Consider the following 23254-nt stretch of genomic DNA (forward strand, 5'->3'; position numbering starts at 1 on the left):
AGAAACCGGCAGCGATGCCGGTTTTTTCTTTATCGGACGCCCGGAATCCTGACGCGAATTTGCCCGATTCATACGATTTTCACGAATTAGGGAGTGTCATTGTTGCTCCCTTTCATTCGTGGTTCGATTTGGTTAGGTATAGGCGATGGTCACTCCTCTGAAAGCCGCAACGTCGCGATCCCTGGCAGCGTTTGCACGCGCCGCAATCGTCACACTGGCCGCCGCTTCCGTCAGCCTGCTGCCGGTCAACACCGCCATGGCGCAGTCGCGAAGCGTGCCCATCGTGCGCGATGCGGAGATCGAGGCGCTCGTCAGCGACTATGCGGCGCCGGTCATCAAGGCGGCGGGATTGAGCCGGCGGGCGATCAAGGTCGTCCTCGTCAACAGCAACAGCTTCAATGCCTTCGTCGACGGCCGGCGCATCTTCATCAATACCGGCGCCCTACTGCAGGCCGAGACGCCCAACGAGATCATCGGCGTGCTGGCCCATGAGACCGGGCACCTTGCCGGCGGCCATCAATTCAAGCTGCGCGAACAATTGGCGGCGGCGCGGACGATGGCGATCGTCGCCGGTCTCCTCGGCATCGGTGCGGTCGTTGCCGGCGCGGCGAGCAAGCAGGGAGGCCTGGCGCAGGCTGGTTCCGGCCTCGCCGTCGGCGGCCCGGAAGCTGCGATGCGCAATCTGCTGAACTATCAGCGCACCGAGGAAATGGCGGCGGATCGCTCGGCGATCACCTATCTTGCCAGCACGGGCCAGTCGGCGAAGGGCATGCTGACGACGTTCGAGCGCTTCTCCAACGCGCTGGCGCTGACCGGGACGCGGGTCGATCCCTACCGGATAAGCCATCCGATGCCGCGCGAGCGTATCGCGAACCTCGAGAACCTGGCCCGCGCCAGCCCCTATTTCGACAAGACCGACAGCCCGGCCCTGCAGCGGCGGCACGATCTCATGCGCGGCAAGATCGCCGCCTATACGGGCGGCGGCGCGAGCGTCATCCAGTCGTTCCGCAAGGATCCGCGCAACATCGGCGCACGCTATGGCGACGCCATCGCCACCTATCTCAACGGCTCGTCGCAATCGGCGCTCGCCAAGATCGGCGCCTTGATCAAGGAAGACCCAAAGAACCCGTATTTCTACGAGATCCGCGGCGAAATCCTGATGAAGATGAACAAGGTTGCGGATGCGGCGAAGGCATTCCAGAAGGCCGGCAGCCTCGATCCGCGCAAATCCGCCCTCATCCGCATGAATTACGGCCGTACGCTGATGCTGACGGGTTCGAAGGACAACCTCAAGACCGCCATTGCCGAACTCAAGGCGAGCATCGCGCGCGAGCGTGAATATTCGACGGGCTACGGCTATCTGGCGCAGGCCTATGGCCAGCTCGGCGAGATGGCGCATTCGGATCTGGCAAGCGCCGAGGAGAAATATTATTCGGGCAAGATCCAGGAGGCACAAATCTTCGCCACGCGCGCGCAACGTGGCTTGCCAAAGGGCTCGCCCGAGTGGATACAGGCGCAAGACATCATCAATACCAAGCGGAAATGAAACGAGTCTCACTCGTTCCTGAGCGAAAAAGGAAAGTTCCATGAGCAAGACCGCCCTGATCGGAGCCGCGGCCGGCATTATCGGCATCGCCGCTCTCGGAGCCGGTTACCAGGCCGGCCGCACGACAGCGGTGTCAGCGCCCGCAGCGCCCGTACCGGCGGCCGCACAGGCGCAGGCGGCGGCGCCTGCCATCGACAAGAGCGAGATCGAGGGCATCGTCCGCAACTACCTCATCAACAATCCGGAAGTGATGATCGAGGTGCAGACGGCGCTGACCGAGAAGCAGGAGGCCGCGCAGCTCGCCGCTTCGACCGAGATCATCGACAAGAACAAGGACCAGATATTCCAGTCGCCGATGGATGCCGTCTTCGGCAATCCGCAGGGCGACGTTACCATCGTCGAGTTCTTCGATTACAATTGCGGCTATTGCAAGCGCGCCCTGCCCGACATGGACGCCCTGTTGAAGAGCGATCCGAAGCTGCGCTTCGTCATGAAGGAATTCCCGATCCTCGGTCCGGATTCGACCCGGGCGCACCTCGTCGCCAAGGCGTTCAAGACGGCAATGCCCGACAAATACCTCGAATTCCACCGCGCCCTGCTTGGCAGCGAGGGCCGCGCCACCGAGGAGACGGCGATGGCCGTTGCGGTGAAGCTCGGCGCCGACGAAAAGCAATTGCGCGAAATCATGCAGAAGCCGGAAATCGCCGGCGCCTTCCGCACCAATTTCGAGCTGGCCAGCAGCCTCAACATCACCGGCACGCCCTCCTACATCATCGGCAGCGAGGTGGTTCCGGGAGCCATGGGCGCGGACGTCCTGGCGGAGAAAATCAGCCATATTCGCAACAAATAATTGTTGCTACGTGCCAAAACGCGTTGTGGACAAGCGATATGCCATATTTGCAGGCTTTTCGCTTGCCGATAAGGCGTCTATATGGGACCAGCATTCCTACAGGACATCATGAAACAGCTCGTCTTTATCCTCAATGGACCCAACCTCAACATGCTCGGCAAGCGTGAGCCCGGTATCTATGGCGGCGATACGCTGGAAGACATCGAGGCGCTCTGCCGTGCCGAGGCGGAGGCGCTGGGCGTGGATATCGAGTTTCGCCAGTCCAATCACGAGGGCGACCTCGTGGAATGGGTGCAGGAGGCCGGCGGGCGCAAGGCGCTCGTCCTGATCAACCCGGCCGCCTATACCCATACATCGATCGCGCTTCACGACGCCTTGCGGGCCGCTGCGGTCACCGTCGTCGAGGTTCACATCTCCAACATTCACGCGCGCGAGCCATTCCGGCACCATTCCTATGTTTCCTCTTTGGCCAAAGGGGTGATATGTGGCTTCGGTATCGAAGGCTACGCGATGGGCTTGCGCGCACTGGTAAAGTCGGCACAGGCGCAATGACGCCGCTGCCAAAGTAACAAGGGGCTTGAAAAAGCATGGCAACCAAAACCAACGGGATCGACAAGGTCATGATCCGCGACCTCGCGGAAATCCTGAACGATACGGATCTTACCGACATCGAGATCGAACAGGGCGACCTTCGCATTCGCGTATCTCGGCAAGTCACCGTCCAGGCTGCCGCCAGCCAGCCATATTATGCGCAGGCCCAGGCGCCCGCTCCCGCCGCAGCCGCCGCGCCGGCCGCCCCGGCAGCGCCCGCGGTGGACATATCGAAGAATGCCGTGCCCTCGCCCATGGTGGGCACCGTCTATCTCGCCCCGGCTCCCGGCGCCCGTGCCTTCATCGAGGTCGGCACCCAGGTCAAGGAAGGCCAGACGCTTCTCATCGTCGAAGCGATGAAGACCATGAACCAGATACCTTCGCCGCGCGCCGGCACGGTTACTTCCATTCTCGTCACCGACGGCCAGCCCGTGGAATATGGCGAGTCCCTGGTGGTGATCGAATAGGCAGATCGAGAACGTGATGTTTCAGAAGATTCTCATAGCCAATCGCGGCGAAATTGCATTGCGCGTGCTGCGCGCCTGCAAGGAGCTCGGCATCCAGACCGTCGCCGTCCATTCCACGGCCGATGCCGATGCAATGCATGTGCGCCTCGCGGACGAGAGTGTCTGCATCGGGCCGCCTCCCTCGCGGGAGAGCTACCTGAACATTCACCAGATCGTCGCCGCATGCGAGATAACGGGCGCCGACGCCATTCATCCGGGCTATGGCTTCCTGTCGGAAAACGCCAAGTTCGCGGAGATTCTGGAAGCACACAACATCACCTTCATCGGCCCCACCGCTGCCCATATCAGGGTGATGGGCGACAAGATCGAGGCGAAGCGCACCGCGAAACGGCTCGGCATCCCGGTCGTGCCCGGCTCCGATGGCGGCGTGACGGACGACAAGGAAGCCGCCCGCATCTGCGCCGAGATCGGCTATCCGGTCATCATCAAGGCCTCGGCCGGCGGCGGCGGCCGCGGCATGAAGGTGGCGATGAACGAGGAAGAACTGTCGGTCGCGCTCTCCACGGCGCGCACGGAAGCCGGCGCGGCCTTTGGCGACGACGCCGTCTATATCGAGAAATACCTGCAGAAGCCGCGGCACATCGAGGTCCAGATCATGGGCGACGGTTTCGGCAATGCGGTCCATCTCGGCGAGCGCGACTGCTCGCTGCAGCGCCGCCACCAGAAGGTCTGGGAGGAAGCCAATTCCCCGGCGCTCAATTCCGATGCCCGCGAGCGGATCGGCATGATCTGCGCCAATGCGATGGCCGACATGGGCTATCGCGGCGCCGGCACGATCGAGTTCCTCTACGAGAATGGCGAATTCTACTTCATCGAGATGAATACGCGCCTGCAGGTGGAGCATCCGGTGACGGAGGCCATCACCGGCATCGATCTGGTGCATGAGCAGATCCGCATCGCTTCCGGCGGCGGGCTCTCGGTGCGGCAGGAGGATATCCGTTTCTCCGGCCATGCCATCGAATGCCGCATCAATGCGGAAGACCCGCGCAATTTCACGCCTTCGCCGGGTCTCATCACCCATTATCATACGCCCGGCGGCCTCGGCATTCGTGTCGATAGCGGCGTCTATAGCGGCTACAAGATCCCGCCCTACTACGACAGCCTCATCGGCAAGCTGATCGTCCACGGGCGCAACCGCGTCGAGTGCATGATGCGCCTGCGCCGCGCGCTGGACGAGTTCGTGGTTGACGGGATCAAGACCACCTTGCCGTTGTTCCAGGACCTGATCAACAATCCGGACATCGCCAACGGGGATTACGACATTCACTGGCTCGAAAAATACCTGGCCGGCGACGCGCCCGACAACGCAGAAGAATAGGCATGACGGGTAGCGACCCGGACGGCAATATCCATATCGACCCCGCGCTGCTGCTGCGCGCCTATGCAACCGGGGTCTTTCCCATGGCCGAGGAGGCCGACAACCCGGAAATATTCTGGGTCCGGCCCGAAAAGCGCGGCATCATCCCGCTTGAGGCCTTTCATGTCTCGCACAGCCTGCGCAAGACCGTCAGGCGCGGCCTGTTCGATATCCGCTACGATACGGATTTCCAGGGCGTTATCGACGGCTGCGCCAGCGGCAATGGCGACCGCGCCCGCACCTGGATCAACCAGCCCATCCGCGAGGCCTATGGCCAATTGTTCGAACTCGGCTATTGCCACACCGTGGAAGCATGGCGCGACGGCAGGCTGGTGGGCGGGCTCTATGGCATCGCCCTCGGCTCGGCCTTCTTCGGCGAGAGCATGTTCTCGCGCGAGCGCGATGCCTCCAAGGTCTGCCTCGTCCATCTCGTCGGCCGGCTGATCGAAAAGGATTTCACCCTGCTCGATACGCAGTTCACCACCGACCATCTCGAAAGGTTCGGCGCCGTCGAGGTGCCGCGCCGTCAATACCAGAAGATGCTGGAGACCGCCCTCGCCCAGCCGGCCAATTTCTAGCCGGGGCCCTATGGAATAATTTTTCTCACCGCCCTGTCGGTATTATGCTCGCTGTTTCGTCCTAGGGAAGATGCAAAGGAGAACATCGATGCAAATCAATCCATACCTGAACTTTTCCGGACAATGCGAAGAAGCGATCAATTTCTACGTCAAGGTACTCGGCGGCAAGATCGATCACATCATGCGCTATGACGAAATGCCCGACATGTACCAGATCACGCCGGAAACGGCCAAGCACGTCATGCATTCGCAGATCACGGTCGGCGGCAACGTCATCATGGCGTCCGATGCGCCGGCCCCCTACTTCCAGAAGGCGCAGGGCATGACCGTGGCGCTGAATGTCGACACGCCAGCGGAAGCGGAGCGCATCTATGCGGAATTGTCCGATGGCGCCGAAAGCATCATGATGGAGCTGGGCGAGACGGCCTGGGCATTGCGCTTTGCGATGTTCACCGACCGATATGGCACGCCCTGGCTGATCAATTGCTCAAGGCCGCAAGCCTGAGCCGATGACCACCGGTGGGCAATGTGCCCGCCTCCCGTCTAATGTCAGGTGCGGGCATTCGTGCCCGCCTCCCATCCAATGTCAGGTGCGGGCACTCGTGCCCGCCGGGCATCTGTCGTCAGGTGCGGGCACTCGTGCCCGCCCCGGTCAGCTATTGTCAGGCGCGGGAACGTCCGATTTCTGCTTGCAGGTCTTGAGCCAGACATCATAGACCGGATGTTCGACCGCATTCAGCCCGGGGCTGTCGGCGAACATCCAGCCGGAGAATATCTTGCGTATCTTGCGGTCGAGCGTGATCTCGTCGACCTCGACGAAGGTGTCGGTCTTCGGCGCTTCCGTGTCCGGACGCGTGTAGCATACGCGCGGCGTCAGTTGCAGCGCGCCGAATTGCACCGTTTCATCGATATAGACGTCGAAAGTCGTGATGCGGCCGGTGATCTTGTCCAGCCCGGAGAATACCGCGATCGGGTTCTTGATCTTCTCGTCGGCGGCCAGTCCGGCGCCCGCATGCGTTGCGACCATACCAGCGGCGAGGAGTGCGACGAGGCTGCTTCGCAGTGAACACATATTCGGACGTTTCATTTCGCTTCCGGTTTCTCGAGCGTGCGTGGAATCGCGGCCTGCCTGTCGATAGGGTTCAATTATGGCAGAAGAAGAACCGATCAGGAACCCGGCGTCCAGGCATCGTAGTCGCCCGTGACGGCCGGTCGGTTGTCGCCGCGCGCTATCGAGCCCTTGGGGCGATAGGCGGCGGGCGTGCCGGTCAGATTCGGCTGGTGGCTCTTTTCCCATTCCATCTGCTTGTAATCCTCGGCAGAGGGCGGCGTGTCGACACGATGGTGCATCCAGCCATGCCAGCCGGCGGGGATGGCCGATGCTTCCGCATAGCCATTATAGATGACCCAGCGGCGCTTGCGCCCTTCGGAATCGAAGGTGCCTTCGAAATAGACATTGCCGAACTGGTCTTCGCCGACCTTGGTGCCCTTGCGCCAGGTAAAGAAGCGGGTGCCGAGCGTCTGCCCATTCCACCAGGTGAAAAACTGAGTAAAGAAGGTTTTCATGGCAATCCTGCTTGCAACGAAATCATGTCGTTGTCCGGTTTATGGCCGCATCGCCGCACTATGGCAAGGGTCAAGTTGACGCTGGCGCCAGCTTCATCTTGAAACCGGCATGGGATTTCTCGAAGCCGAGCCGCTCGTAGAACTTGTGAGCATCGACCCGTTTCGCGTTGGACGTAAGGTGTGCATGCACCGCGCCGCGCTCGCGGCCGAGCGCCAGGCAATGATTGACGAGGCGCGCGCCGATACCCTTGCTGCGCATGTCGGCGCGGGTCTGCACCGCCTCGATCGCCATCTTGAGCGCGCCCCTGCCGGGCAGCGAATGGATGAATGTCAGCTGTGCCGTGGCAACCACCTCGCCGGCATGTTCGACCACCAGCAGCAGATCGCCCGGGCTCGCCATAATCGCGGCGAATGCGCGCTCGTAGTGCGGGCGCGCCGCCTCGTCCAGCGTGTCGCCATGGCCGCCGAGCGCATCGGCGGCAAACAGGCCGATCAGCGCCGCCAGATCCTCGGGCCGCGCCTCGCGGATGTGGAAATCATCGCTGCTCATGGCGCGAGTTCATAGCCGACGAGCGGCTTTTCGAGCACCAGCACCGATATTTGCGAACCCGGCTCGCCCCAGTTCTCGATGACCGCGCCGGTCCTCGCGAAGCCGCGGCTTTCGTAGAAGCGGCAGGCCTTCTCGTTGGCTTCGATCACTTCGAGCTGAAGCGTATAGACGCCGGGAAAGGCGCTTTCCATTTCCGCCAGCAACAGCGAACCGACGCCCTTGCCCTGATGCTCGGGATGCACGTAGAGCTGGTGCAGGATCGACAGCTTGTGATCCTTCTGGCTGGCATAGGCCACGCCGAGAATATCCGCGCCATCGTCGGCGACGACGAATTCGGAATAGGGCTTGGCGAGATTGCGCTTCAGCGCCTCGACGGAGTGCCAGCGGCCGGTGATCCCATCGACCTTCTGCGCGCCGTAGACTTCGTCATAGGTGGCGTGCCACGTCGCCACCAGCAATTCATGGACCGCCTGCAGGTCTTCCCTGGTGACGCTGCGGATCCACATCTATTCCGTGATCCCCAGCTTTGCCTTGACGAGGTCGCTCACCGCCTGAGGATTGGCCTTGCCGCCGGTCGCCTTCATCACCTGGCCGACGAACCAGCCTGCCATGGTCGGCTTTGCCCTCGCCTGCTCCACCTTGTCGGGATTGGCGGCGATGACGTCGTCGACAGCCTTTTCGATGGCGCCGGTATCGGTGACCTGTTTCATGCCGCGGCTCTCGACCACCTGGCGCGGGTCGCCGCCTTCGTTCCAGACGATCTCGAAAAGGTCCTTGGCGATCTTGCCGGAAATCGTGCCTTCCTTGATCAGGTCGATGATGGCGCCAAGCTGGTCGGGCGAAACCGGCGACTCGTCGATGCCCTTGCCGGCCTTGTTGAGGGCGCCGAGCAGGTCGTTGATCACCCAGTTCGCCGATGCCTTGCCGTCGCGTCCCCTGGCCACCGCCTCGTAATAATCGGCGATCGCCTTTTCGGTGACGAGAATGGAAGCGTCATAGACCGAGAGACCGAGATCGGACACCAGCCGCGCGCGCTTGTCGTCGGGCAATTCCGGCAGGTCGGACCGGATCTCGTCGACATATTCCTGCGTGAATTCCAGCGGCAGCAGGTCGGGATCGGGGAAATAGCGATAATCATGCGCCTCTTCCTTGGAGCGCATGGAGCGCGTCTCGCCCTTGACGGGATCGAAAAGCCGCGTCTCCTGGTCGATCTCGCCGCCATCTTCGAGGATGCCGATCTGGCGGCGGGCCTCATATTCGATGGCCTGGCCGACGAAGCGGATGGAATTCACATTCTTGATCTCGCATCGCGTGCCGAACGCGCCGCCCGGCTTGCGCACCGAGACGTTGACGTCGGCGCGCATCGAGCCTTCGTCCATATTGCCGTCGCAGGTGCCGAGATAGCGCACGATGGTGCGCAGCTTGGTCAGATAGGCCTTCGCCTCGTCCGAGGAGCGCATGTCCGGCTTGGACACGATCTCCATCAGCGCGACGCCGGAACGATTGAGATCGACATAGGACATGGTCGGGTTCTGGTCGTGCAGCGACTTGCCGGCATCCTGCTCCAGATGCAGCCGCTCGATGCCGATCTCGATATCCTCGAACTGGCCCTGCTTGTCCGGCCCGACGGATATGATCATCGTGCCCTCGCCGACGATCGGCTGCTTGAACTGCGATATCTGGTAGCCCTGCGGCAGATCCGGGTAGAAATAGTTCTTGCGGTCGAACACCGATTTCAGGTTGATCTGCGCCTTCAGGCCGAGCCCGGTCCGGATGGCCTGGCGCACGCACCATTCATTGATGACCGGCAGCATGCCGGGCATGGCCGCATCCACCAGCGACACATTCTCGTTGGGTCCGGCGCCGAAGGTCGTCGATGCTCCCGAGAACAGCTTGGAGTTCGACGTTACCTGCGCGTGTACTTCCATGCCGATTACAACTTCCCAATCGCCGGTCGCACCGGAAATGAAGCGTTTGGGTTCGGGTGTACGGGTATCAACGAGAGTCATGCTGCCTGTCATTCCTGGGCTGGATTTTCTGACTACTGGCTAGAGCAAACCGCTCAGTCAGGCAAGCCCTTCCGAGCCGCCGATGCCAGCTCTCGCAGCGCCATATGCTTGAAACAGCCGACCAGCCGGTCGCCTTCCTCGCGCTCCACCGATATCGCCAGCCGCATCGTCGCCTCGCCAAGCTGCATCAGCAGGAAGCTCGACTGTTCGAGCGCCTGCCTGTCCGCGCCCGGCGAAACGCGCGCGCGCGCATCGGCCAACAAGCCGCCGGTGACGCGGCTGTCGGCGATGTCGATATTGCGCAGGGCCTTGTCCGCCTGGGTGCCGGACCAGATATCGCGCATGACCGGCTCGGCCAGGAACATGGCGTAATAGGTGTCGATCAGTTCGCCAAAGGCGCGCAGCAGCGCCGGCTCGTCATCCGCGCCCTGCAGGGCCTCGGCAATGCAGGCCTGCCCGGCCTGATTGTAGCGCTCGGCAAGCGTGCGGATGATCGCGGCCTTGTCGGGGAAATATTGATAGAGCGAGCCGATCGAAATGCCCGCCTGCGCGGCAACGTCGCTCATGCGCATGGCGTCGCTGCCGCCCTGCTCTATCAGCCGCGTCGCGCAGAGAAGAATCCTCTCTACCCTGTCGCGGCTGCGCTGCTGCGTGGGTTCGCGCCGGGCCGCGGCTTCGGGATTGGCCTGCTCGTTCATGAGTATTCCTCACATTTTCACTTGACACCCATAATATGAGGATTAATCACATTTGCAAATATGATAAACACTCACATTTTGGAGGACGTCATGACAGATAGAGATTTGGGCAAGCCGGTGCTGGTGATCGGCGGCACGGGAAAGACCGGCAAGCGCGTCGCGAGCCGGCTGGCGCAGCTTGGCATTCCGGTGAGGATCGGCTCGCGCAGTGCGGCGCCGGCATTCGACTGGAACGATCCGGCAGGTTGGCAATCCGCGCTCGATGGCGTCTCTGCCGCCTACATCACCTATTATCCCGACCTCGCGGTGCCGGGTTCGGGCGCGGCCATCCAGCGCCTGACGAGGCTCGCGCTGGAGATGGGCGTCAAGCGGCTGGTCCTGCTTTCCGGGCGCGGCGAACCGGAGGCGCAACACGCCGAAGCAATCCTGCAGGCTTCCGGGGCGGATTGGACCATCGTCCGCGCGAGCTGGTTCATGCAGAACTTCAGCGAAAGCCTGATGGCGGGCCCTATCCTGTCCGGCGCCCTGGCCTTGCCGGCAGGGGCGGTGCGCGAGCCGTTCATCGATGCGGACGACATTGCCGATGTCGTGACGGCGGCGCTGACCGATCCGCAACATATCGGGCAGATATACGAGGTGACGGGGCCGCGCCTGCTGACCTTTGGCGAGGCGACGGCGGAAATCGCCAGCGCCACCGGCCGCAGCATTGATTATCATACGATTACGCCGCAGGATTTCATGGCGGGCTTGCGGCACGAGCAGACGCCGGAGGACCTGGTGCAGCTGATCAACGAGCTGTTCACGGTCGTGCTCGACGGGCGCAACGAATATCTCGGCGATGGCGTGCAACGGGCGCTCGGCCGCGAGCCGCGTGATTTCGTGCAATTTGCCCGCGACGGCGCGGCGCAGGGCGTTTGGGGGGACTGAGCGATGAATGGCTTGCTTGCGGTGCTCAATCTTGTGGCGATCCTCGGCAGCGGGATCATGGCCGGGCTGTTCTTCGCCTTTTCCAGCTTCATCATGACGGCATTTTCGCGCCTGCCGCCCGAACAGGGCATCGCGGCGATGAATTCCATCAATGTGACCATCCTGAACGCCACTTTCGGCCTGGCGTTCTTCGGCACGGCAATCGTCTGCCTCGTCCTCGGCATTGCCGGCTTCCTGCGCTGGGACATGCCCGGCTCGGCCTGGATGATCCTCGGCAGCCTCGCCTATCTCATCGGCACGATCGCGGTGACGATCATCTTCAACGTGCCGCTCAATGACGCGCTTGCCGCCGTCGCTCCCGCCAGCAGCGAGGGCGCGGCGATGTGGAGCCGCTATCTGGCGCAATGGCTGCCCTGGAACCATGTCCGGACCCTCGCCAACATGGTGGCGCTCGCCGCGTTCGCCCTCGCCTTCTCGCGGCTTGCCGCATGAGTGCGGGCTTGCCGTTCAGCCTAGCTGCAACCGCCTCTACAACATTCGGCTAGATACCGATCGGGCGATTCTCTGCTAGAATGCACGCGGTGGGAGGAAATGACGATGTTTCTGCAAACGATCGCCGAGGACGAGGCGAAAGGAAGAGTGGCCGAGATCTATTCGGCCCAGCGCGCCCAATCGGGCATGGTCATGGAAGCCATCCGCTGCTTCACCGCACGGCCCGATCTCCTCCCCGCCTATATGGATTTCGTCATGCAGGCGCGGGGGAATTTTTCGCTCAGCCAGCGCGACTGGCGCATCATCACCTTCATCGCCGCCCGGGACATTCCCTCCACCTATTGTTCGCATGTCTATGGCAGGCAGCTTATCGATGAACTCGGTTCGAGGGCGGCCGTCCTCGCCGTCCAGCGCGATCACCGCAATGCGGGCCTGTCGGAGCGGGACGTGGCAATGCTCGACTATGCGGAAAAGATCACGCGCGACGCGTCGAGAATCACCATCGACGACATAGGCCGGCTGCGCGATGCGGGTTTTTCCGACACGCAGATCTGCGACATTGCCCTCTGCGCCTCGTTCCGCAGCTTCGTCAGCCGCTTTTTCGACGCCGTGGGCGCCGTGCCGGAAGATGCCTTCCTCGACAGTGACGAAGAATTCAGGACGGCGATGACCGTCGGCAAGCCGATCTGAGCACGCGACCGACGCTGAGCCCCTCATGGTGAGGGAATTGGGTGTTTGGCAGGGGGATAATTCTGCGAGGTTTCCAACCTGGGCTCCCGGCTTTTCTGCAATCAAATCAATCATCCTCATCCTGAGCTTGTTGAAAGACCCCCCAACAGTAATGCAACACACGGCCCCTCTGGGGGGATAAGTGGAAACTTATCCCACCTGTTTGAAACCGGGTTATTCTGTGCAGGTTCTTTCCAGTGGGGGAGCAGCTTCCGGTGCTGTTTCGATTGCTGGGAAAGGATGGCGTTGCCGAAAGATCGGAAGTGACAACCCCGATTGGCCAGCAAACTGCAGAAGGAAACGGAGGTAGCGCTCATGTTTCCGGGTTGTTGCGTCTGACAAGCGCAGCAATAGCGGGCAAAGACGTCGCGGGCGGTCTTCGGACCTCGACCCTGATACCTACTGACGCGCTGAAGACCGCCCGTCTCCCCTCATTTCAATGACCAGACGCGATTTCGCGGGCGTGGTGAGGATTTTCCGTATCCAGCATCTGCACAAGGGATTGCAGCCCCCAGCCCGGCAACCATCGCATATTCACATTTTCAGCTTCATGCTCTATAGGATGGCGATCCACCCGATGGAGTGTTCATGTTCAAGCAGTCTCAGTCCCGCTGAAGCCCCAGCTTCGTTGCAAGTTGGGGCGTGAAAACAGAAGCCCCGCGCCGGTCCCTATCGGCAGCGGATGTTTTCGCATGGGCGTTTGCCCGTTTTCAGGACAAGACACATGGATATTTCGCGCGACGAACAGCGCATATTGCACCTGCTCGCGCAGGGCGGGAAGATATTGCTCGACAAGGACGATCGCAAAACGATCAGGGAGGTCATCTGCCTCACACGCGACGGCTCGAGATATATGGCCTGCGATATAGGCCTGTTTCGCAAGCTCAAGCGAAAGCGGGCCATCGCCTCTTCCGGCGGCGGCCCCTACCACGTGACAAGGCGTGGGCTGCAACTGGTGCGCTCCGAGTTGGACAACCGGTAAGGCAAACGCGGCGCCAGCGATGGCGCCGCGTCCACGGACCGCAGCAGATCCCGGGGGGAATCTCCGGCAAGGCGACATTTTTTCCGCCTTTTCAGGTGTATTCCCCGCAAGATTTGCTCTAAGAGAACCGCTTAACGCCCAACCGAACTGGTAATCCTCATGACGCTCTCGAATTCCATCCAGATCACGCCCGAACTCGTTGCCGCGCACGGGCTCAAGCCCGATGAATATCAGCGCATTCTCGACCTGATCGGGCGCGAGCCGAGCTTCACCGAACTCGGTATCTTCTCGGCCATGTGGAACGAGCACTGCTCCTACAAATCCTCGAAGAAGTGGCTGCGCACGCTGCCGACGACCGGCCCGCAGGTCATCCAGGGTCCCGGCGAAAATGCCGGCGTCGTCGATATCGGCGATGGCGATTGCGTCGTCTTCAAGATGGAAAGCCACAATCACCCCTCCTTCATCGAGCCCTACCAGGGCGCCGCGACGGGCGTCGGCGGCATCCTGCGCGACGTGTTCACCATGGGCGCACGGCCGATCGCAGCCATGAATGCGCTGCGTTTCGGCGAGCCGGACCATGCGAAGACGCGGCATCTGGTGTCGGGCGTCGTCGAGGGCGTCGGCGGCTACGGCAATTCCTTCGGCGTTCCGACCGTGGGCGGCGAAGTCAATTTCGAAGCGCGCTACAATGGCAATATCCTCGTCAACGCCTTTGCCGCGGGCCTCGCCAAGACGGATGCCATCTTCCTTTCCGAAGCCAAGGGCGTCGGGCTGCCCGTGGTCTATCTCGGCGCCAAGACCGGACGCGACGGCGTCGGCGGCGCAACGATGGCATCGGCGGAATTCGACGAATCCATCGACGAGAAGCGCCCGACCGTGCAGGTCGGCGATCCTTTCACCGAGAAGTGCCTGCTCGAAGCCTCGCTCGAACTGATGGCATCGGGCGCGGTAATCGCGATCCAGGACATGGGCGCGGCCGGCCTCACCTGTTCGGCGGTGGAGATGGGCGCCAAGGGCAATCTCGGCATCGAGCTCAACCTCGACAGCGTGCCCGTGCGCGAGGAGCAGATGAGCGCCTATGAAATGATGCTCTCCGAAAGCCAGGAGCGCATGCTCATGGTGCTGCGGCCGGAAAAAGAGCAGGAAGCCGAGGCGATCTTCAGGAAATGGGGGCTGGATTTCGCCATTGTCGGCTACACCACCGACGATCTGCGCTTCCGCGTCCTGCATCAGGGCGAGGAAGTCGCCAACCTGCCGATCAAGGACCTCGGCGACCAGGCGCCGGAATATGACCGTCCGTGGATGGAGCCGGGCAAGCATGCGCCGCTGCCGGCGGCCAATGTGCCGGAGGTCGAGGATTATGGCGCCGCGCTGCTGCAGATGGTCGGATCGCCCGATCTTTCCTCGCGCCGCTGGGTCTACGAGCAATATGACACGCTGATCCAGGGCAATTCGCTGCAGGTTCCGGGCGGCGATGCGGGCGTGGTGCGCGTCGAGGGCCATGCCAGCAAGGCGCTTGCCTTCTCCTCGGACGTTACCCCGCGCTATTGCGAGGCCGATCCCTATGAAGGCGGCAAGCAGGCGGTGGCGGAGTGCTGGCGCAATCTCACCGCCGTCGGCGCCGAGCCGCTGGCCGCGACCGACAATCTCAATTTCGGCAATCCGGAACGGCCGGAGATCATGGGGCAGCTGGTCAAGGCCATCGGCGGCATCGGCGATGCCTGCCGCGCGCTCGCCTTCCCGATCGTCTCGGGCAATGTCTCGCTCTATAATGAAACCAATGGCCAGGCCATCCTGCCGACGCCGACCATTGCCGGTGTCGGCCTTGTCCCCGACTGGACGAAGACGGCCCGGATCGGCGGCATGAGCGATGGCGACGTGCTGATCCTCGTCGGCGGCGACGGCAGCCATCTTGGCCAGTCGATCTACCTGCGCGATCTTCATGGCCGCGCCGACGGCCCTGCCCCGGCGGTCGATCTCGCCATCGAAAAGCGCAATGGCGATTTCATCCGTTCGGCCATCCGCAACGACCAGATCACCGCCTGCCACGACATTTCCGATGGCGGGCTGGCGATCGCGCTGGCCGAGATGTGCATGGCGGCGGGCAAGGGCGCCGACGTCGAGATCGGCGAAGGCTTGCCGCATGCGCTGCTGTTCGGCGAGGACCAGGCGCGCTATGTCATCGCCGTTGCGCCCGATCTCGCCAACCTGCTGACGCTCAATGCCGAGGGCTCGGGCCTGCCCTTCCGCAAGCTCGGCACCGCCGGCGGCGATTCATTGAACATCGCCGGCCTGCTCACCATATCCGTAGCGGACCTGACAAATGCCCACGAATCGTGGTTCCCTGACTATATGGCTGGTACCGGAACCAAAAGAAGCCAGGCCGCCTGAGGAGAACGAAAATGGCAATGGACGCGCGCGATATCGAGAAAATGATCCAGGACGCCATCCCGGATGCGAAGATAACGATCCGGGATCTTGCCGGGGATGGTGATCATTACGCTGCCGAGGTCGTCGCAGAGAGCTTTCGCGGCAAGTCGCGCGTGCAGCAGCACCAGATGGTCTATGATGCGCTGAAGGGCAATATGGGCGGCGTCCTGCATGCGCTGGCGCTGCAGACAAGTGCCCCGGACTGACCCCGCAACCGGGCGCCGCACGAGAGTTTGACTTGCGTTCGGGCGCCCATCGTGGTTTTTCTGGGTTAAACCATAGGCAAATCGCCTCGAAATACGTATTCTGGCTGCAGATTCCTCCCATGCGGCCGCGAAAGGAAGTCGAAAATGAGCGGTATCAACGAATTCATCGATAATGAGGTCAAGAGCAACGACGTCGTCCTGTTCATGAAGGGCACGCCGGGTTTCCCGCAATGCGGCTTCTCCGGCCAGGTGGTGCAGATCCTCGATTACATCGGCGTCGACTACAAGGGCGTCAACGTGCTGACCTCGAACGACCTGCGCCAGGGCATCAAGGATTATTCGAGCTGGCCGACCATCCCTCAGCTCTATGTGAAGGGTGAATTTGTCGGCGGCTGCGACATCATCCGCGAAATGTTCCAGGCAGGCGAACTGCAAACTCTCCTCAGCGAAAAGGGCATTGCCACCAAGGCAGCCTGATTACGCAATAAATTCAACCAATTCCGCCGAAAGGCGGAATTAGATTCTAAAAGGCGTCGGTTCTCCGACGCCTTTCTCGTCGTTTGTAATACAGGTTAGAAAATGGACAGCTCGGTTCAATCGCACGCCCCCAGGCTTCAGGGGATGGGCAAGGTGGAATTCATTGCAATTGCGGCAATGCTGATGGCGCTCAATGCCCTTGCCATCGACATCATGTTGCCCGGCCTGCAGGAGATTGGCGCGAGCCTCGGCGTCTCGAACGAAAATCACCGCCAGTATGTGATCTCCGCCTACCTGTTCGGATTTGCGGTCTCGCAGCTGTTCTATGGCCCCCTGTCGGACCGGTTCGGACGGCGCAAGCCGATGTTTGCCGGGCTCATCATCTATATTTTCTCGGCCATTGCCTGCGTCTTCGTGCCGAGCTTCGCCACGCTGCTGTTCTTCCGGCTGTTGCAGGGCGTCGGTTCCGCCGCGACGCGGGTGATCACGATTTCAATCGTGCGCGATGTCTATGGCGGGCGCATGATGGCGGAAGTGATGTCGCTGATCATGATGGTGTTCATGATCGTTCCGGTCATCGCACCAGCCACCGGACAGGCGGTGATGCTCTTCGGCAACTGGCACCTGATCTTCGTCTTCATGGCGGTGCTGGCGGCGGCGGTGCTGCTCTGGGTCTATATCCGCCTGCCGGAAACGCTCGATCCCGCCGATGTGCGCCCGTTCACGCTCGGCTCGGTGGCGCGCGGCTTCCGCATCGTCCTCACCAATCGCCCGGCGCTTTGCTACGCCCTTGCCAGCGCCTTCATCTTTGGCGGCCTGTTCGGCTTCATCAATTCGGCGCAGCAGATCTATGTCGGCATCTACGGGCTCGGCGTGTGGTTCCCGGTCGCCTTCTCGGCGGTCGCGATCATGATGGCGCTTTCGTCATTCGTGAATTCCCGGCTGGTCGGACGCTTCGGCATGCGCCGGCTTTCCCATGGCGCGCTGCTGGCATTCCTGGCGATCACCGGCGCGTGGCTGTTGCTGACGCTGTTCGGCCCGGCGCCGATGCCGTTCCCGCTCTTCCTGCTGTTCTTCGCCGCGGCGATGTTCCAGTTCGGCTGGATCGGCTCCAACTTCAATTCGCTGGCGATGGAGCCGCTCGGCCATGTCGCCGGCACCGCCTCCTCGGTGCTCGGCTTCATGGGCACGGCAGGCGGCGGGGCGATCGGCGCCATGATCGGACAGGCCTTCGACGGAACGACGCTGCCGCTGGTGATGGGTTATTTCCTGCTGGCGCTGATCGGCCTGATCTTCGTGCTCATTGCCGAGCGCGGCAGGCTGTTCCAGCCGCACAACCAGCCGATCTGATTATTCCGCGGCCCCGGGAGCAGCGGCCCCGAGAGCGGCGAAATCGAAGATCTTGCGGTCGAGCAGATGGCTCGGCCGCGTATTCGCCAGGGCGCGGATCATGGTCTCCTTGCGGCCGGGCATGCGCTTCTCGATATCGGCCAGCATCGCCTTCATCATGTTGCGCTGCAGGCCATCCTGGCTGCCGCAGAGGTCGCAGGGGATGATCGGAAACCGCATCGCCTGCGCGAACTTCTCCAGATCGTCCTCGGCGCAATAGCTCAGTGGACGCAGCAGCATCAGGTCGCCCTCGTCATTGATGAGCTTCGGCGGCATGGCAGCCAGGCGGCCGCCATGGAACAGGTTCATCATGAAGGTCTCTAATATGTCCTCGCGGTGATGGCCGAGGACGAGCGCCGAACAGCCCTCCTCGCGCGCCACGCGGTAGAGATGGCCGCGGCGCAGGCGCGAGCAGAGCGAGCAATAGGTCTGGTTTTCCGGCACCTTGTCGGTGACGATCGAATAGGTGTCACGATATTCGATGCGGTGGGCGATGCCATTGGCATTGAGATAATCGGGCAGGACATGCTTGGGAAAATTGGGCTGGCCCTGATCGAGATTGCAGGCCAGCAGTTCGACAGGCAGCAGGCCGCGCCACTTCAGATCGAGCAGCAGCGCCAGAAGCCCATAGGAGTCCTTGCCGCCGGAAAGGCCGACCAGCCAGCGCTCGCCCGGCTTCACCATGGAGAAATCCTCCAGCGCCTGCCTTGTATTGCGCAGCAGCCGCTTGCGCAGCTTGTTGAACTCCACGCTGCCCGGCGCGCTGAGGAACATCGGGTGGCAAGCGCCCGCGGCGTCGGCATTGTCGACGGCGAAATCCTGTTCGTGAACGGTCATCTGCACCTCCGGATAGTCGGCCACGCGGCCCGGTGACAAGGATAGTAGCGGCACTCTGTTCGGATCGGCAAGCCGGCACGCGCCATCGCTATTGCCCGAAAATCGACCAGCCCGTGCGCTGCGCCAGCAGTTCCAGCGCGGCCGAGCCGAGCAGGGAATTGCCGTTTTCGTTGAGGCCCGGCGACCATACGGCGATGGAAGCCTTGCCGGGCGCGATGGCCAGAATGCCGCCGCCGACGCCACTCTTGCCCGGCAGGCCGACGCGATAGGCGAAATCGCCCGATCCGTCATAATGGCCGCACATCAGCATCAGCGCATTGATGCGCCGGGCGCGGCCGGGCGACACGACGCTGCCGCCGGAGAGCGGATTGCGTCCGCCGCAGGCAAGGTACAGCCCGGCGGAAGCGAGCTGCCGGCACGACATGGCAATGGCGCAATGGTGGAAATAGACGCCGAGCACATGCTCGGCCGGATGTTGCAGATTGCCGAAGCCGCGCATGAAATTCGCCAGCGCGGCATTGCGATAGCCGGTCAGCGATTCCGACCGCGCGACATTGTGGTCGATGGTGATGTCGTCATCATCGGCAAGGTAGCGCACGAACTGGACGATCTCGCCGATCGCCTCCTTCGGCTGGTGTCCGGCGAGAACCACATCGGCGACGGCGATGGCGCCGGCATTGATGAAGGGATTGCGCGGCTTGCCACGCTCCTGCTCCAGCTGCACGATGGAATTGAAGGCATTGCCGGAAGGCTCCCGCCCGACCCGCGACCACAGGCCATCGCCGATCTTGCCCAGCGCGAGGGTCAGCGTGAAGACCTTCGACACGCTCTGGATGGAAAACGGCGTCTGCGCATCGCCGGCGAGGCAGGTCTCGCCCTCCACCGTCGACAGCGCGATGCCGAACTGCATCGGATCGACATTCGCCAGTTCCGGAATGTAATCGGCAAGCTTGCCCTCGCCGATCCTCTCGCCGAGGTCGCGGTAGACACTGTCGACTATCGCTTGCAGCTCCATCATTCTTCCCCAGTTTGCCGTATCAGACGTTCCGGCAATGAAGTTTTCGGCAATAAAAAAGCCGCCCAAGATCGCTCCGGGCGGCTTTCTCGATAAATGAACCTATCAGCGCGAATAGAATTCGACGACGAGGTTCGGTTCCATCTGGACCGCATAGGGCACATCGGAGAAGGCCGGAACGCGGGCGTATTTGGCAACCATCTTGTTGTGGTCGACTTCGAGGTAGTCCGGAACATCACGCTCGGCCAGCTGTACGGCCTCGAGCACGACGACGAGCTGCTTCGACTTCTCGCGAACTTCGATCACATCACCCGGCTTGCAGATGTAGGACTGAATGTTGGTGCGACGGCCGTTGACGTTGACATGGCCGTGGTTGACGAACTGGCGCGCTGCAAAGATCGTCGGAACGAACTTGGCGCGATAGACGATCGCGTCGAGACGCGACTCGAGCAAGCCGATCAGCTGTTCGCCGGTGTCGCCACGGCGGCGGGCAGCCTCTTCATAGGTCTTGCGGAACTGCTTTTCCGAAATATCGCCGTAGAAACCCTTCAGCTTCTGCTTCGCGCGCAGCTGCACGCCAAAGTCGGAAAGCTTGCTCTTGCGGCGCTGGCCGTGCTGGCCTGGGCCATATTCACGACGGTTTACCGGGGACTTCGGACGGCCCCAGATATTTTCGCCAAGGCGGCGGTCAATTTTATACTTGGACGATTCGCGCTTGCTCATCGCATTTCCTTTCAACAAAACAAACCGGGGCAAGGCCCAGGTCAAGGAAACGCGCCCTCCTCTGCCTTCCGTTTTCGAAGACTGACAGAGTGATCACGCAACGCAGCGTTCACACTCACGGGACACGTCAAATGAAACGCAGAGCTGTTAAGCCCTGCGCTGTGCGGCTTCTAGAGCGGGCGGGCGGCATTGTCAAGCGGAACGCATGTTTCATCGGCTCACATAAGTTGAACCCGATAACCGGACCCGAACGCGCGCGAATGCGTTAGGTTATGCCTTTCAGATAGGAGTAGAGCCGCTAATGACCCTATTCTCCGTCCAGCGCAAGTCCGTGCTGGCTGCTTCCCTCGCCCTGCTCGTGGCGCTTGTCCCGCAACCGGGCTCCAACGGTGCCGAAGCCCGGCCACACCGCAAGCATGCGGCGAGCCGCAATTTCGTGCCGGCAAGCCCGCCGCTGCCGGCCGAGAACCCGCGGCGGCAGGCCGAACCGGCCACGCCGCAGCCGAAGGAACCGGAAAGCGCCGGGGAGGAAGGTGCTGCCGCGCCGCTGCCGGCCGCGCGCCCGCAGCAGGGACCGGTGGCGGTGCCGGACGGCAAGCCAAAGCCAGAATCCGGGCCAGAACCCAAGCCCGAATCCGGGCCGGAATCCGGCACTGAACCCAAGCCCGACGAGAAGCCGAAACAGGAGGACAAGGCGACCTCGCCGGACCGGGTCTACCAGAATGCCTGCCCAGCCATCATGCGCGGCGATGTCGATGGCGAACTGGTGCCGCCCCTGGCGGAAGGCGCGTGCGGCGAGCGCTCGCCATTGCGTGTAAAGTCGGTCGGCAAGGACAAGCCCCTGATCTTCTCGGCCCCCGTCACCGTGAACTGCTCGATGGCGACGGTACTCGCCGAATGGGCGCCCACCATCCAGGCCGAGGCCGTGCGCAACTTCGGCGCCGAGGTCGAAACGGTGGTGACGGGCTCCGATTACCAGTGCCGCAAGGTCAATAATGGCCATGTCGGCCGCGTGTCGGAACACGCCTTCGCCAATGCGCTCGACATTGTTTCGTTCAAGTTCAAGAACGGCAAGAGCACCGAACTTGCCAGCGGCTGGAAGGGAAGCCCGGAGGAGCGTTCATTCTGGTCGGCGCTGCACAAGGCGAGCTGCGAGCGCTTCATGACGGTGATCGGCCCCGACGGCGATGCGGCCCATGCGACCAATCTACATCTCGACCTCGGCTGCCACGGCCAGGCCTGCAAGTCGCGAATCTGCCAGTGACGACTGCCAGTAATCGTTCAGTGACTGCTCTTCTTCTTGGGCAGGTCCTTCCTGTCGGTCTCGGCGAATTCCTCGAGTTCCTTCTCGCTCATCGATTCATACATGCTCTTCGAGGCGCCGCGCAGTTCACTCTTCTTCGTGTCGCCACGCTTGGCCGAAAGCGCTGCGCCCGCGGCCTTCTGCTGTGCTTGCGATTTTGCCGGCATTGCATTTCTCCTTTTCGTCATTCTTGAAACGTTACTCGGGGAGAGCAACGCGGCAGATGCGCAGGAGTTCCCGAAGCGCCGGCTCAGCCGCCATTGACGTCGCGGGCTGCATCGAAGGCGGCGCGGGCCTGCCGCAATCCATCGCGATTGGTTGCCGCCCATTCGCCGAGCGCCGCGACCGGCGTCGCGATCGAATGCCCCATCTCGGTCAGGCTGTAGGTCACTTCCGGCGGCGAAGTCGGTTTCACCGTGCGCCGCACCAGACCTTCGCGTTCGAGCGAGCGCAGCGTCACCGTCAGCATGCGCTGCGAGATGCCCTCGATCATGCGGCGCAGCACGTTGAAGCGGCGCGGCCCGGATTGCAGGTTGATGATCGTCAACAGGCTCCAGGTATCGCCGACAATGTCGAGCACCTCGCGCATGGGGCAGCTGCCGCCCTCCTTCTCCATCGCCGGCATCGACGCCAGCAGGGAAACGCCTGTCTCGGCCTTCGCATGTATGCTCATATGTCCTCCATTATCGATGGTTCCCGGGCGGCTGCGGTTACCTCGATGTACCCTGAAACGGAAAAAGTGCGTTCTTCACAAGGCCGCTGCGCTGGCTTAGATAGTTATCAATCGTAACCAACATACATAATTTTCCCACAAGGAGACATCATGAAAATCGCTCTGATCGGTGCTACCGGCTTTGTCGGCAAGGAATTGTTGAACGAGGCCGTCAATCGCGGCCATCAAGTCACCGCCCTCGTCAGGAATGTCGACAAGGTGGAAAAGCGCGATGGCGTGACGGCGGTGAAGGCCGACGCCCAGAACGCCGCCGGGCTGGCCGCGGCGCTGGAGGGCCATGACATCGTGATTTCCGCCTATAATCCCGGCTGGAACGAACCGGATATCCGGCAGATTCACATCAAGGCGAGCCAGGCGATCACCGACGCGACGCGGCAGGCGGGATTGAAGCGCCTGATCGTCATCGGCGGCGCCGGCAGCCTCTACGCCGAGGACGGAACCCAGTTCGTCGATGGCGCCCACTTCCCCGCCGCCTACAAGGAAGGCGCCCTCGGCGCGCGGCAGGCGCTGGACGATCTGCGCAAGGTGACGGACCTCGACTGGACGTTCGTATCGCCGCCGTTCCAGCTCGAACCCGGCGCCCGCACCGGCAAATACCGGCTCGGCGGCGAACATCCGGTCTTCGACGCCGATGGCAAGAGCGCAATCAGCGCTGCCGATCTCGCAGTCGCCATCCTCGACGAGGCAGAGACGCCGCGCCACGTGCAGGCACGCTTCACCGCCGCCTATTGATGATGGG

28 protein-coding genes are annotated in these 23254 nt (G+C 62.2%); 17 read left to right on the forward strand and 11 right to left on the reverse strand.

Annotated elements, in window-relative coordinates; translation table 11 throughout:
* Nucleotides 1-145: 145 nt before the first annotated feature.
* The 7 genes from M8997_RS20465 to M8997_RS20495 all read left to right on the forward strand — a co-directional run bounded on the left by M8997_RS20465 (nt 146) and on the right by M8997_RS20495 (nt 5954).
* Entirely contained in the window at nt 146-1546 is a 1401-nt protein-coding gene (locus M8997_RS20465) for a M48 family metalloprotease (RefSeq protein ID WP_371929620.1), read from the forward strand.
* 40 nt (nt 1547-1586) lie between these two features.
* A complete protein-coding gene (locus tag M8997_RS20470; protein WP_250017949.1) occupies nt 1587-2396 on the forward strand; it encodes a DsbA family protein in 810 nt (269 codons plus the stop codon).
* Nucleotides 2397-2504: 108 nt separating this feature from the next.
* Entirely contained in the window at nt 2505-2948 is a 444-nt protein-coding gene (gene aroQ, locus M8997_RS20475; RefSeq protein ID WP_250018308.1) for a type II 3-dehydroquinate dehydratase, read from the forward strand.
* A 35-nt stretch (nt 2949-2983) separates the two neighbouring features.
* The gene (accB, locus tag M8997_RS20480) at nt 2984-3454 is read left to right on the forward strand and encodes an acetyl-CoA carboxylase biotin carboxyl carrier protein (RefSeq protein WP_250017952.1); all 471 of its coding nucleotides are present in this window, start codon (nt 2984-2986) and stop codon (nt 3452-3454) included.
* A 16-nt stretch (nt 3455-3470) separates the two neighbouring features.
* Nucleotides 3471-4832, forward strand: coding sequence for an acetyl-CoA carboxylase biotin carboxylase subunit (accC, locus tag M8997_RS20485; protein ID WP_250017955.1), 1362 nt, complete (start codon nt 3471-3473; stop codon nt 4830-4832).
* A 2-nt stretch (nt 4833-4834) separates the two neighbouring features.
* Nucleotides 4835-5449: a leucyl/phenylalanyl-tRNA--protein transferase gene (gene aat / locus M8997_RS20490; protein WP_371929621.1), complete on the forward strand. Its 615-nt coding sequence runs from the start codon at nt 4835-4837 to the stop codon at nt 5447-5449.
* 88 nt (nt 5450-5537) lie between these two features.
* Nucleotides 5538-5954 carry a VOC family protein gene (locus tag M8997_RS20495; RefSeq protein ID WP_250017957.1) on the forward strand — a complete coding sequence of 139 codons (417 nt, stop codon included), beginning with the start codon at nt 5538-5540 and terminating at the stop codon, nt 5952-5954.
* A gap of 147 nt (nt 5955-6101) precedes the next feature.
* Here the strand turns inward: M8997_RS20495 and M8997_RS20500 are convergent, their stop codons facing one another.
* From M8997_RS20500 to M8997_RS20525, 6 genes are all read right to left on the reverse strand, one after another.
* Nucleotides 6102-6536, reverse strand: coding sequence for a DUF2155 domain-containing protein (locus M8997_RS20500; protein ID WP_371929622.1), 435 nt, complete (start codon nt 6534-6536; stop codon nt 6102-6104).
* Nucleotides 6537-6616: 80 nt separating this feature from the next.
* The gene (locus M8997_RS20505) at nt 6617-7015 is read right to left on the reverse strand and encodes an NADH:ubiquinone oxidoreductase subunit NDUFA12 (RefSeq protein ID WP_250017960.1); all 399 of its coding nucleotides are present in this window, start codon (nt 7013-7015) and stop codon (nt 6617-6619) included.
* 70 nt (nt 7016-7085) lie between these two features.
* Nucleotides 7086-7565, reverse strand: coding sequence for a GNAT family N-acetyltransferase (locus M8997_RS20510; RefSeq protein ID WP_250017963.1), 480 nt, complete (start codon nt 7563-7565; stop codon nt 7086-7088).
* Complete coding sequence (locus M8997_RS20515; protein ID WP_250017965.1) at nt 7562-8071, reverse strand: GNAT family N-acetyltransferase; 510 nt, start codon at nt 8069-8071, stop codon at nt 7562-7564. The genes M8997_RS20510 and M8997_RS20515 overlap by 4 nt, the downstream gene beginning before the upstream one ends.
* Nucleotides 8072-9574 carry an Asp-tRNA(Asn)/Glu-tRNA(Gln) amidotransferase subunit GatB gene (gene gatB / locus M8997_RS20520; RefSeq protein ID WP_250017968.1) on the reverse strand — a complete coding sequence of 501 codons (1503 nt, stop codon included), beginning with the start codon at nt 9572-9574 and terminating at the stop codon, nt 8072-8074. It lies immediately after the preceding gene.
* A gap of 53 nt (nt 9575-9627) precedes the next feature.
* On the reverse strand, nt 9628-10272 hold the full coding sequence (locus M8997_RS20525; protein ID WP_250017971.1) for a TetR/AcrR family transcriptional regulator: 645 nt from the start codon (nt 10270-10272) through the stop codon (nt 9628-9630).
* Between the two features lie 90 nt (nt 10273-10362).
* Between M8997_RS20525 and M8997_RS20530 the strand changes: the two genes are divergently transcribed.
* From M8997_RS20530 to M8997_RS20565, 8 genes are all read left to right on the forward strand, one after another.
* Nucleotides 10363-11199 carry an NAD(P)H-binding protein gene (locus tag M8997_RS20530; protein WP_250017974.1) on the forward strand — a complete coding sequence of 279 codons (837 nt, stop codon included), beginning with the start codon at nt 10363-10365 and terminating at the stop codon, nt 11197-11199.
* 3 nt (nt 11200-11202) lie between these two features.
* Entirely contained in the window at nt 11203-11691 is a 489-nt protein-coding gene (locus tag M8997_RS20535) for a DUF1772 domain-containing protein (RefSeq protein ID WP_250017977.1), read from the forward strand.
* 105 nt (nt 11692-11796) lie between these two features.
* Nucleotides 11797-12381: a carboxymuconolactone decarboxylase family protein gene (locus tag M8997_RS20540; RefSeq protein ID WP_250017980.1), complete on the forward strand. Its 585-nt coding sequence runs from the start codon at nt 11797-11799 to the stop codon at nt 12379-12381.
* 763 nt (nt 12382-13144) lie between these two features.
* Complete coding sequence (locus M8997_RS20545) at nt 13145-13402, forward strand: YjhX family toxin (RefSeq protein ID WP_250017996.1); 258 nt, start codon at nt 13145-13147, stop codon at nt 13400-13402.
* Nucleotides 13403-13561: 159 nt separating this feature from the next.
* The gene (purL, locus tag M8997_RS20550) at nt 13562-15793 is read left to right on the forward strand and encodes a phosphoribosylformylglycinamidine synthase subunit PurL (RefSeq protein WP_250018000.1); all 2232 of its coding nucleotides are present in this window, start codon (nt 13562-13564) and stop codon (nt 15791-15793) included.
* A gap of 11 nt (nt 15794-15804) precedes the next feature.
* A complete protein-coding gene (locus M8997_RS20555) occupies nt 15805-16038 on the forward strand; it encodes a BolA/IbaG family iron-sulfur metabolism protein (protein ID WP_250018004.1) in 234 nt (77 codons plus the stop codon).
* Nucleotides 16039-16182: 144 nt separating this feature from the next.
* A complete protein-coding gene (grxD, locus tag M8997_RS20560; protein ID WP_250018006.1) occupies nt 16183-16515 on the forward strand; it encodes a Grx4 family monothiol glutaredoxin in 333 nt (110 codons plus the stop codon).
* Between the two features lie 144 nt (nt 16516-16659).
* On the forward strand, nt 16660-17865 hold the full coding sequence (locus M8997_RS20565; RefSeq protein ID WP_250018311.1) for a multidrug effflux MFS transporter: 1206 nt from the start codon (nt 16660-16662) through the stop codon (nt 17863-17865).
* On the opposite strand, the gene ttcA is transcribed toward M8997_RS20565, so the two are convergent.
* The 3 genes from ttcA to rpsD all read right to left on the reverse strand — a co-directional run bounded on the left by ttcA (nt 17866) and on the right by rpsD (nt 20479).
* Nucleotides 17866-18741, reverse strand: coding sequence for a tRNA 2-thiocytidine(32) synthetase TtcA (gene ttcA / locus M8997_RS20570; protein WP_250018009.1), 876 nt, complete (start codon nt 18739-18741; stop codon nt 17866-17868). It abuts the gene before it with no gap.
* Nucleotides 18742-18829: 88 nt separating this feature from the next.
* Nucleotides 18830-19759: a glutaminase gene (locus tag M8997_RS20575; RefSeq protein ID WP_250018312.1), complete on the reverse strand. Its 930-nt coding sequence runs from the start codon at nt 19757-19759 to the stop codon at nt 18830-18832.
* 102 nt (nt 19760-19861) lie between these two features.
* Entirely contained in the window at nt 19862-20479 is a 618-nt protein-coding gene (rpsD, locus tag M8997_RS20580) for a 30S ribosomal protein S4 (RefSeq protein ID WP_250018022.1), read from the reverse strand.
* A gap of 301 nt (nt 20480-20780) precedes the next feature.
* On the opposite strand from rpsD, the gene M8997_RS20585 reads away from it, so the two are divergent.
* Entirely contained in the window at nt 20781-21743 is a 963-nt protein-coding gene (locus M8997_RS20585) for an extensin family protein (RefSeq protein ID WP_250018024.1), read from the forward strand.
* 17 nt (nt 21744-21760) lie between these two features.
* Here M8997_RS20585 and M8997_RS20590 read toward each other — a convergent pair whose 3' ends face one another.
* Together M8997_RS20590 and M8997_RS20595 are read right to left on the reverse strand one after the other, a co-directional pair.
* Complete coding sequence (locus M8997_RS20590; protein ID WP_250018026.1) at nt 21761-21949, reverse strand: DUF3008 family protein; 189 nt, start codon at nt 21947-21949, stop codon at nt 21761-21763.
* Nucleotides 21950-22032: 83 nt separating this feature from the next.
* The gene (locus tag M8997_RS20595; protein WP_250018028.1) at nt 22033-22455 is read right to left on the reverse strand and encodes a helix-turn-helix domain-containing protein; all 423 of its coding nucleotides are present in this window, start codon (nt 22453-22455) and stop codon (nt 22033-22035) included.
* Between the two features lie 147 nt (nt 22456-22602).
* Between M8997_RS20595 and M8997_RS20600 the strand changes: the two genes are divergently transcribed.
* Nucleotides 22603-23247 carry an NAD(P)-dependent oxidoreductase gene (locus tag M8997_RS20600; protein WP_250018313.1) on the forward strand — a complete coding sequence of 215 codons (645 nt, stop codon included), beginning with the start codon at nt 22603-22605 and terminating at the stop codon, nt 23245-23247.
* The last annotated feature ends 7 nt before the right edge of the window (nt 23248-23254 follow it).

The organism is Phyllobacterium sp. 21LDTY02-6 (assembly GCF_023554255.2).
Taxonomy (GTDB): Bacteria; Pseudomonadota; Alphaproteobacteria; order Rhizobiales; family Rhizobiaceae; genus Phyllobacterium.

Bases quoted from the DNA above. Each gene is read 5' to 3' on its own strand.
- aat (WP_371929621.1), top strand. From the start codon at position 4,835: ATGACGGGTAGCGACCCGGACGGCAATATCCATATCGACCCCGCGCTG.
- M8997_RS20540 (WP_250017980.1), top strand. From the start codon at position 11,797: ATGTTTCTGCAAACGATCGCCGAGGACGAGGCGAAAGGAAGAGTGGCC.
- purL (WP_250018000.1), top strand. From the start codon at position 13,562: ATGACGCTCTCGAATTCCATCCAGATCACGCCCGAACTCGTTGCCGCG.
- M8997_RS20470 (WP_250017949.1), top strand. From the start codon at position 1,587: ATGAGCAAGACCGCCCTGATCGGAGCCGCGGCCGGCATTATCGGCATC.
- M8997_RS20575 (WP_250018312.1), bottom strand. From the start codon at position 19,759: ATGATGGAGCTGCAAGCGATAGTCGACAGTGTCTACCGCGACCTCGGC.
- M8997_RS20510 (WP_250017963.1), bottom strand. From the start codon at position 7,565: ATGAGCAGCGATGATTTCCACATCCGCGAGGCGCGGCCCGAGGATCTG.
- M8997_RS20530 (WP_250017974.1), top strand. From the start codon at position 10,363: ATGACAGATAGAGATTTGGGCAAGCCGGTGCTGGTGATCGGCGGCACG.
- accC (WP_250017955.1), top strand. From the start codon at position 3,471: ATGTTTCAGAAGATTCTCATAGCCAATCGCGGCGAAATTGCATTGCGC.
- aroQ (WP_250018308.1), top strand. From the start codon at position 2,505: ATGAAACAGCTCGTCTTTATCCTCAATGGACCCAACCTCAACATGCTC.
- M8997_RS20515 (WP_250017965.1), bottom strand. From the start codon at position 8,071: ATGTGGATCCGCAGCGTCACCAGGGAAGACCTGCAGGCGGTCCATGAA.
- M8997_RS20565 (WP_250018311.1), top strand. From the start codon at position 16,660: ATGGGCAAGGTGGAATTCATTGCAATTGCGGCAATGCTGATGGCGCTC.
- M8997_RS20590 (WP_250018026.1), bottom strand. From the start codon at position 21,949: ATGCCGGCAAAATCGCAAGCACAGCAGAAGGCCGCGGGCGCAGCGCTT.
- M8997_RS20505 (WP_250017960.1), bottom strand. From the start codon at position 7,015: ATGAAAACCTTCTTTACTCAGTTTTTCACCTGGTGGAATGGGCAGACG.
- gatB (WP_250017968.1), bottom strand. From the start codon at position 9,574: ATGACTCTCGTTGATACCCGTACACCCGAACCCAAACGCTTCATTTCC.
- M8997_RS20495 (WP_250017957.1), top strand. From the start codon at position 5,538: ATGCAAATCAATCCATACCTGAACTTTTCCGGACAATGCGAAGAAGCG.
- M8997_RS20595 (WP_250018028.1), bottom strand. From the start codon at position 22,455: ATGAGCATACATGCGAAGGCCGAGACAGGCGTTTCCCTGCTGGCGTCG.
- M8997_RS20535 (WP_250017977.1), top strand. From the start codon at position 11,203: ATGAATGGCTTGCTTGCGGTGCTCAATCTTGTGGCGATCCTCGGCAGC.
- ttcA (WP_250018009.1), bottom strand. From the start codon at position 18,741: ATGACCGTTCACGAACAGGATTTCGCCGTCGACAATGCCGACGCCGCG.
- M8997_RS20465 (WP_371929620.1), top strand. From the start codon at position 146: ATGGTCACTCCTCTGAAAGCCGCAACGTCGCGATCCCTGGCAGCGTTT.
- M8997_RS20525 (WP_250017971.1), bottom strand. From the start codon at position 10,272: ATGAACGAGCAGGCCAATCCCGAAGCCGCGGCCCGGCGCGAACCCACG.
- M8997_RS20555 (WP_250018004.1), top strand. From the start codon at position 15,805: ATGGCAATGGACGCGCGCGATATCGAGAAAATGATCCAGGACGCCATC.
- M8997_RS20500 (WP_371929622.1), bottom strand. From the start codon at position 6,536: ATGAAACGTCCGAATATGTGTTCACTGCGAAGCAGCCTCGTCGCACTC.
- grxD (WP_250018006.1), top strand. From the start codon at position 16,183: ATGAGCGGTATCAACGAATTCATCGATAATGAGGTCAAGAGCAACGAC.
- accB (WP_250017952.1), top strand. From the start codon at position 2,984: ATGGCAACCAAAACCAACGGGATCGACAAGGTCATGATCCGCGACCTC.
- M8997_RS20545 (WP_250017996.1), top strand. From the start codon at position 13,145: ATGGATATTTCGCGCGACGAACAGCGCATATTGCACCTGCTCGCGCAG.
- rpsD (WP_250018022.1), bottom strand. From the start codon at position 20,479: ATGAGCAAGCGCGAATCGTCCAAGTATAAAATTGACCGCCGCCTTGGC.
- M8997_RS20585 (WP_250018024.1), top strand. From the start codon at position 20,781: ATGACCCTATTCTCCGTCCAGCGCAAGTCCGTGCTGGCTGCTTCCCTC.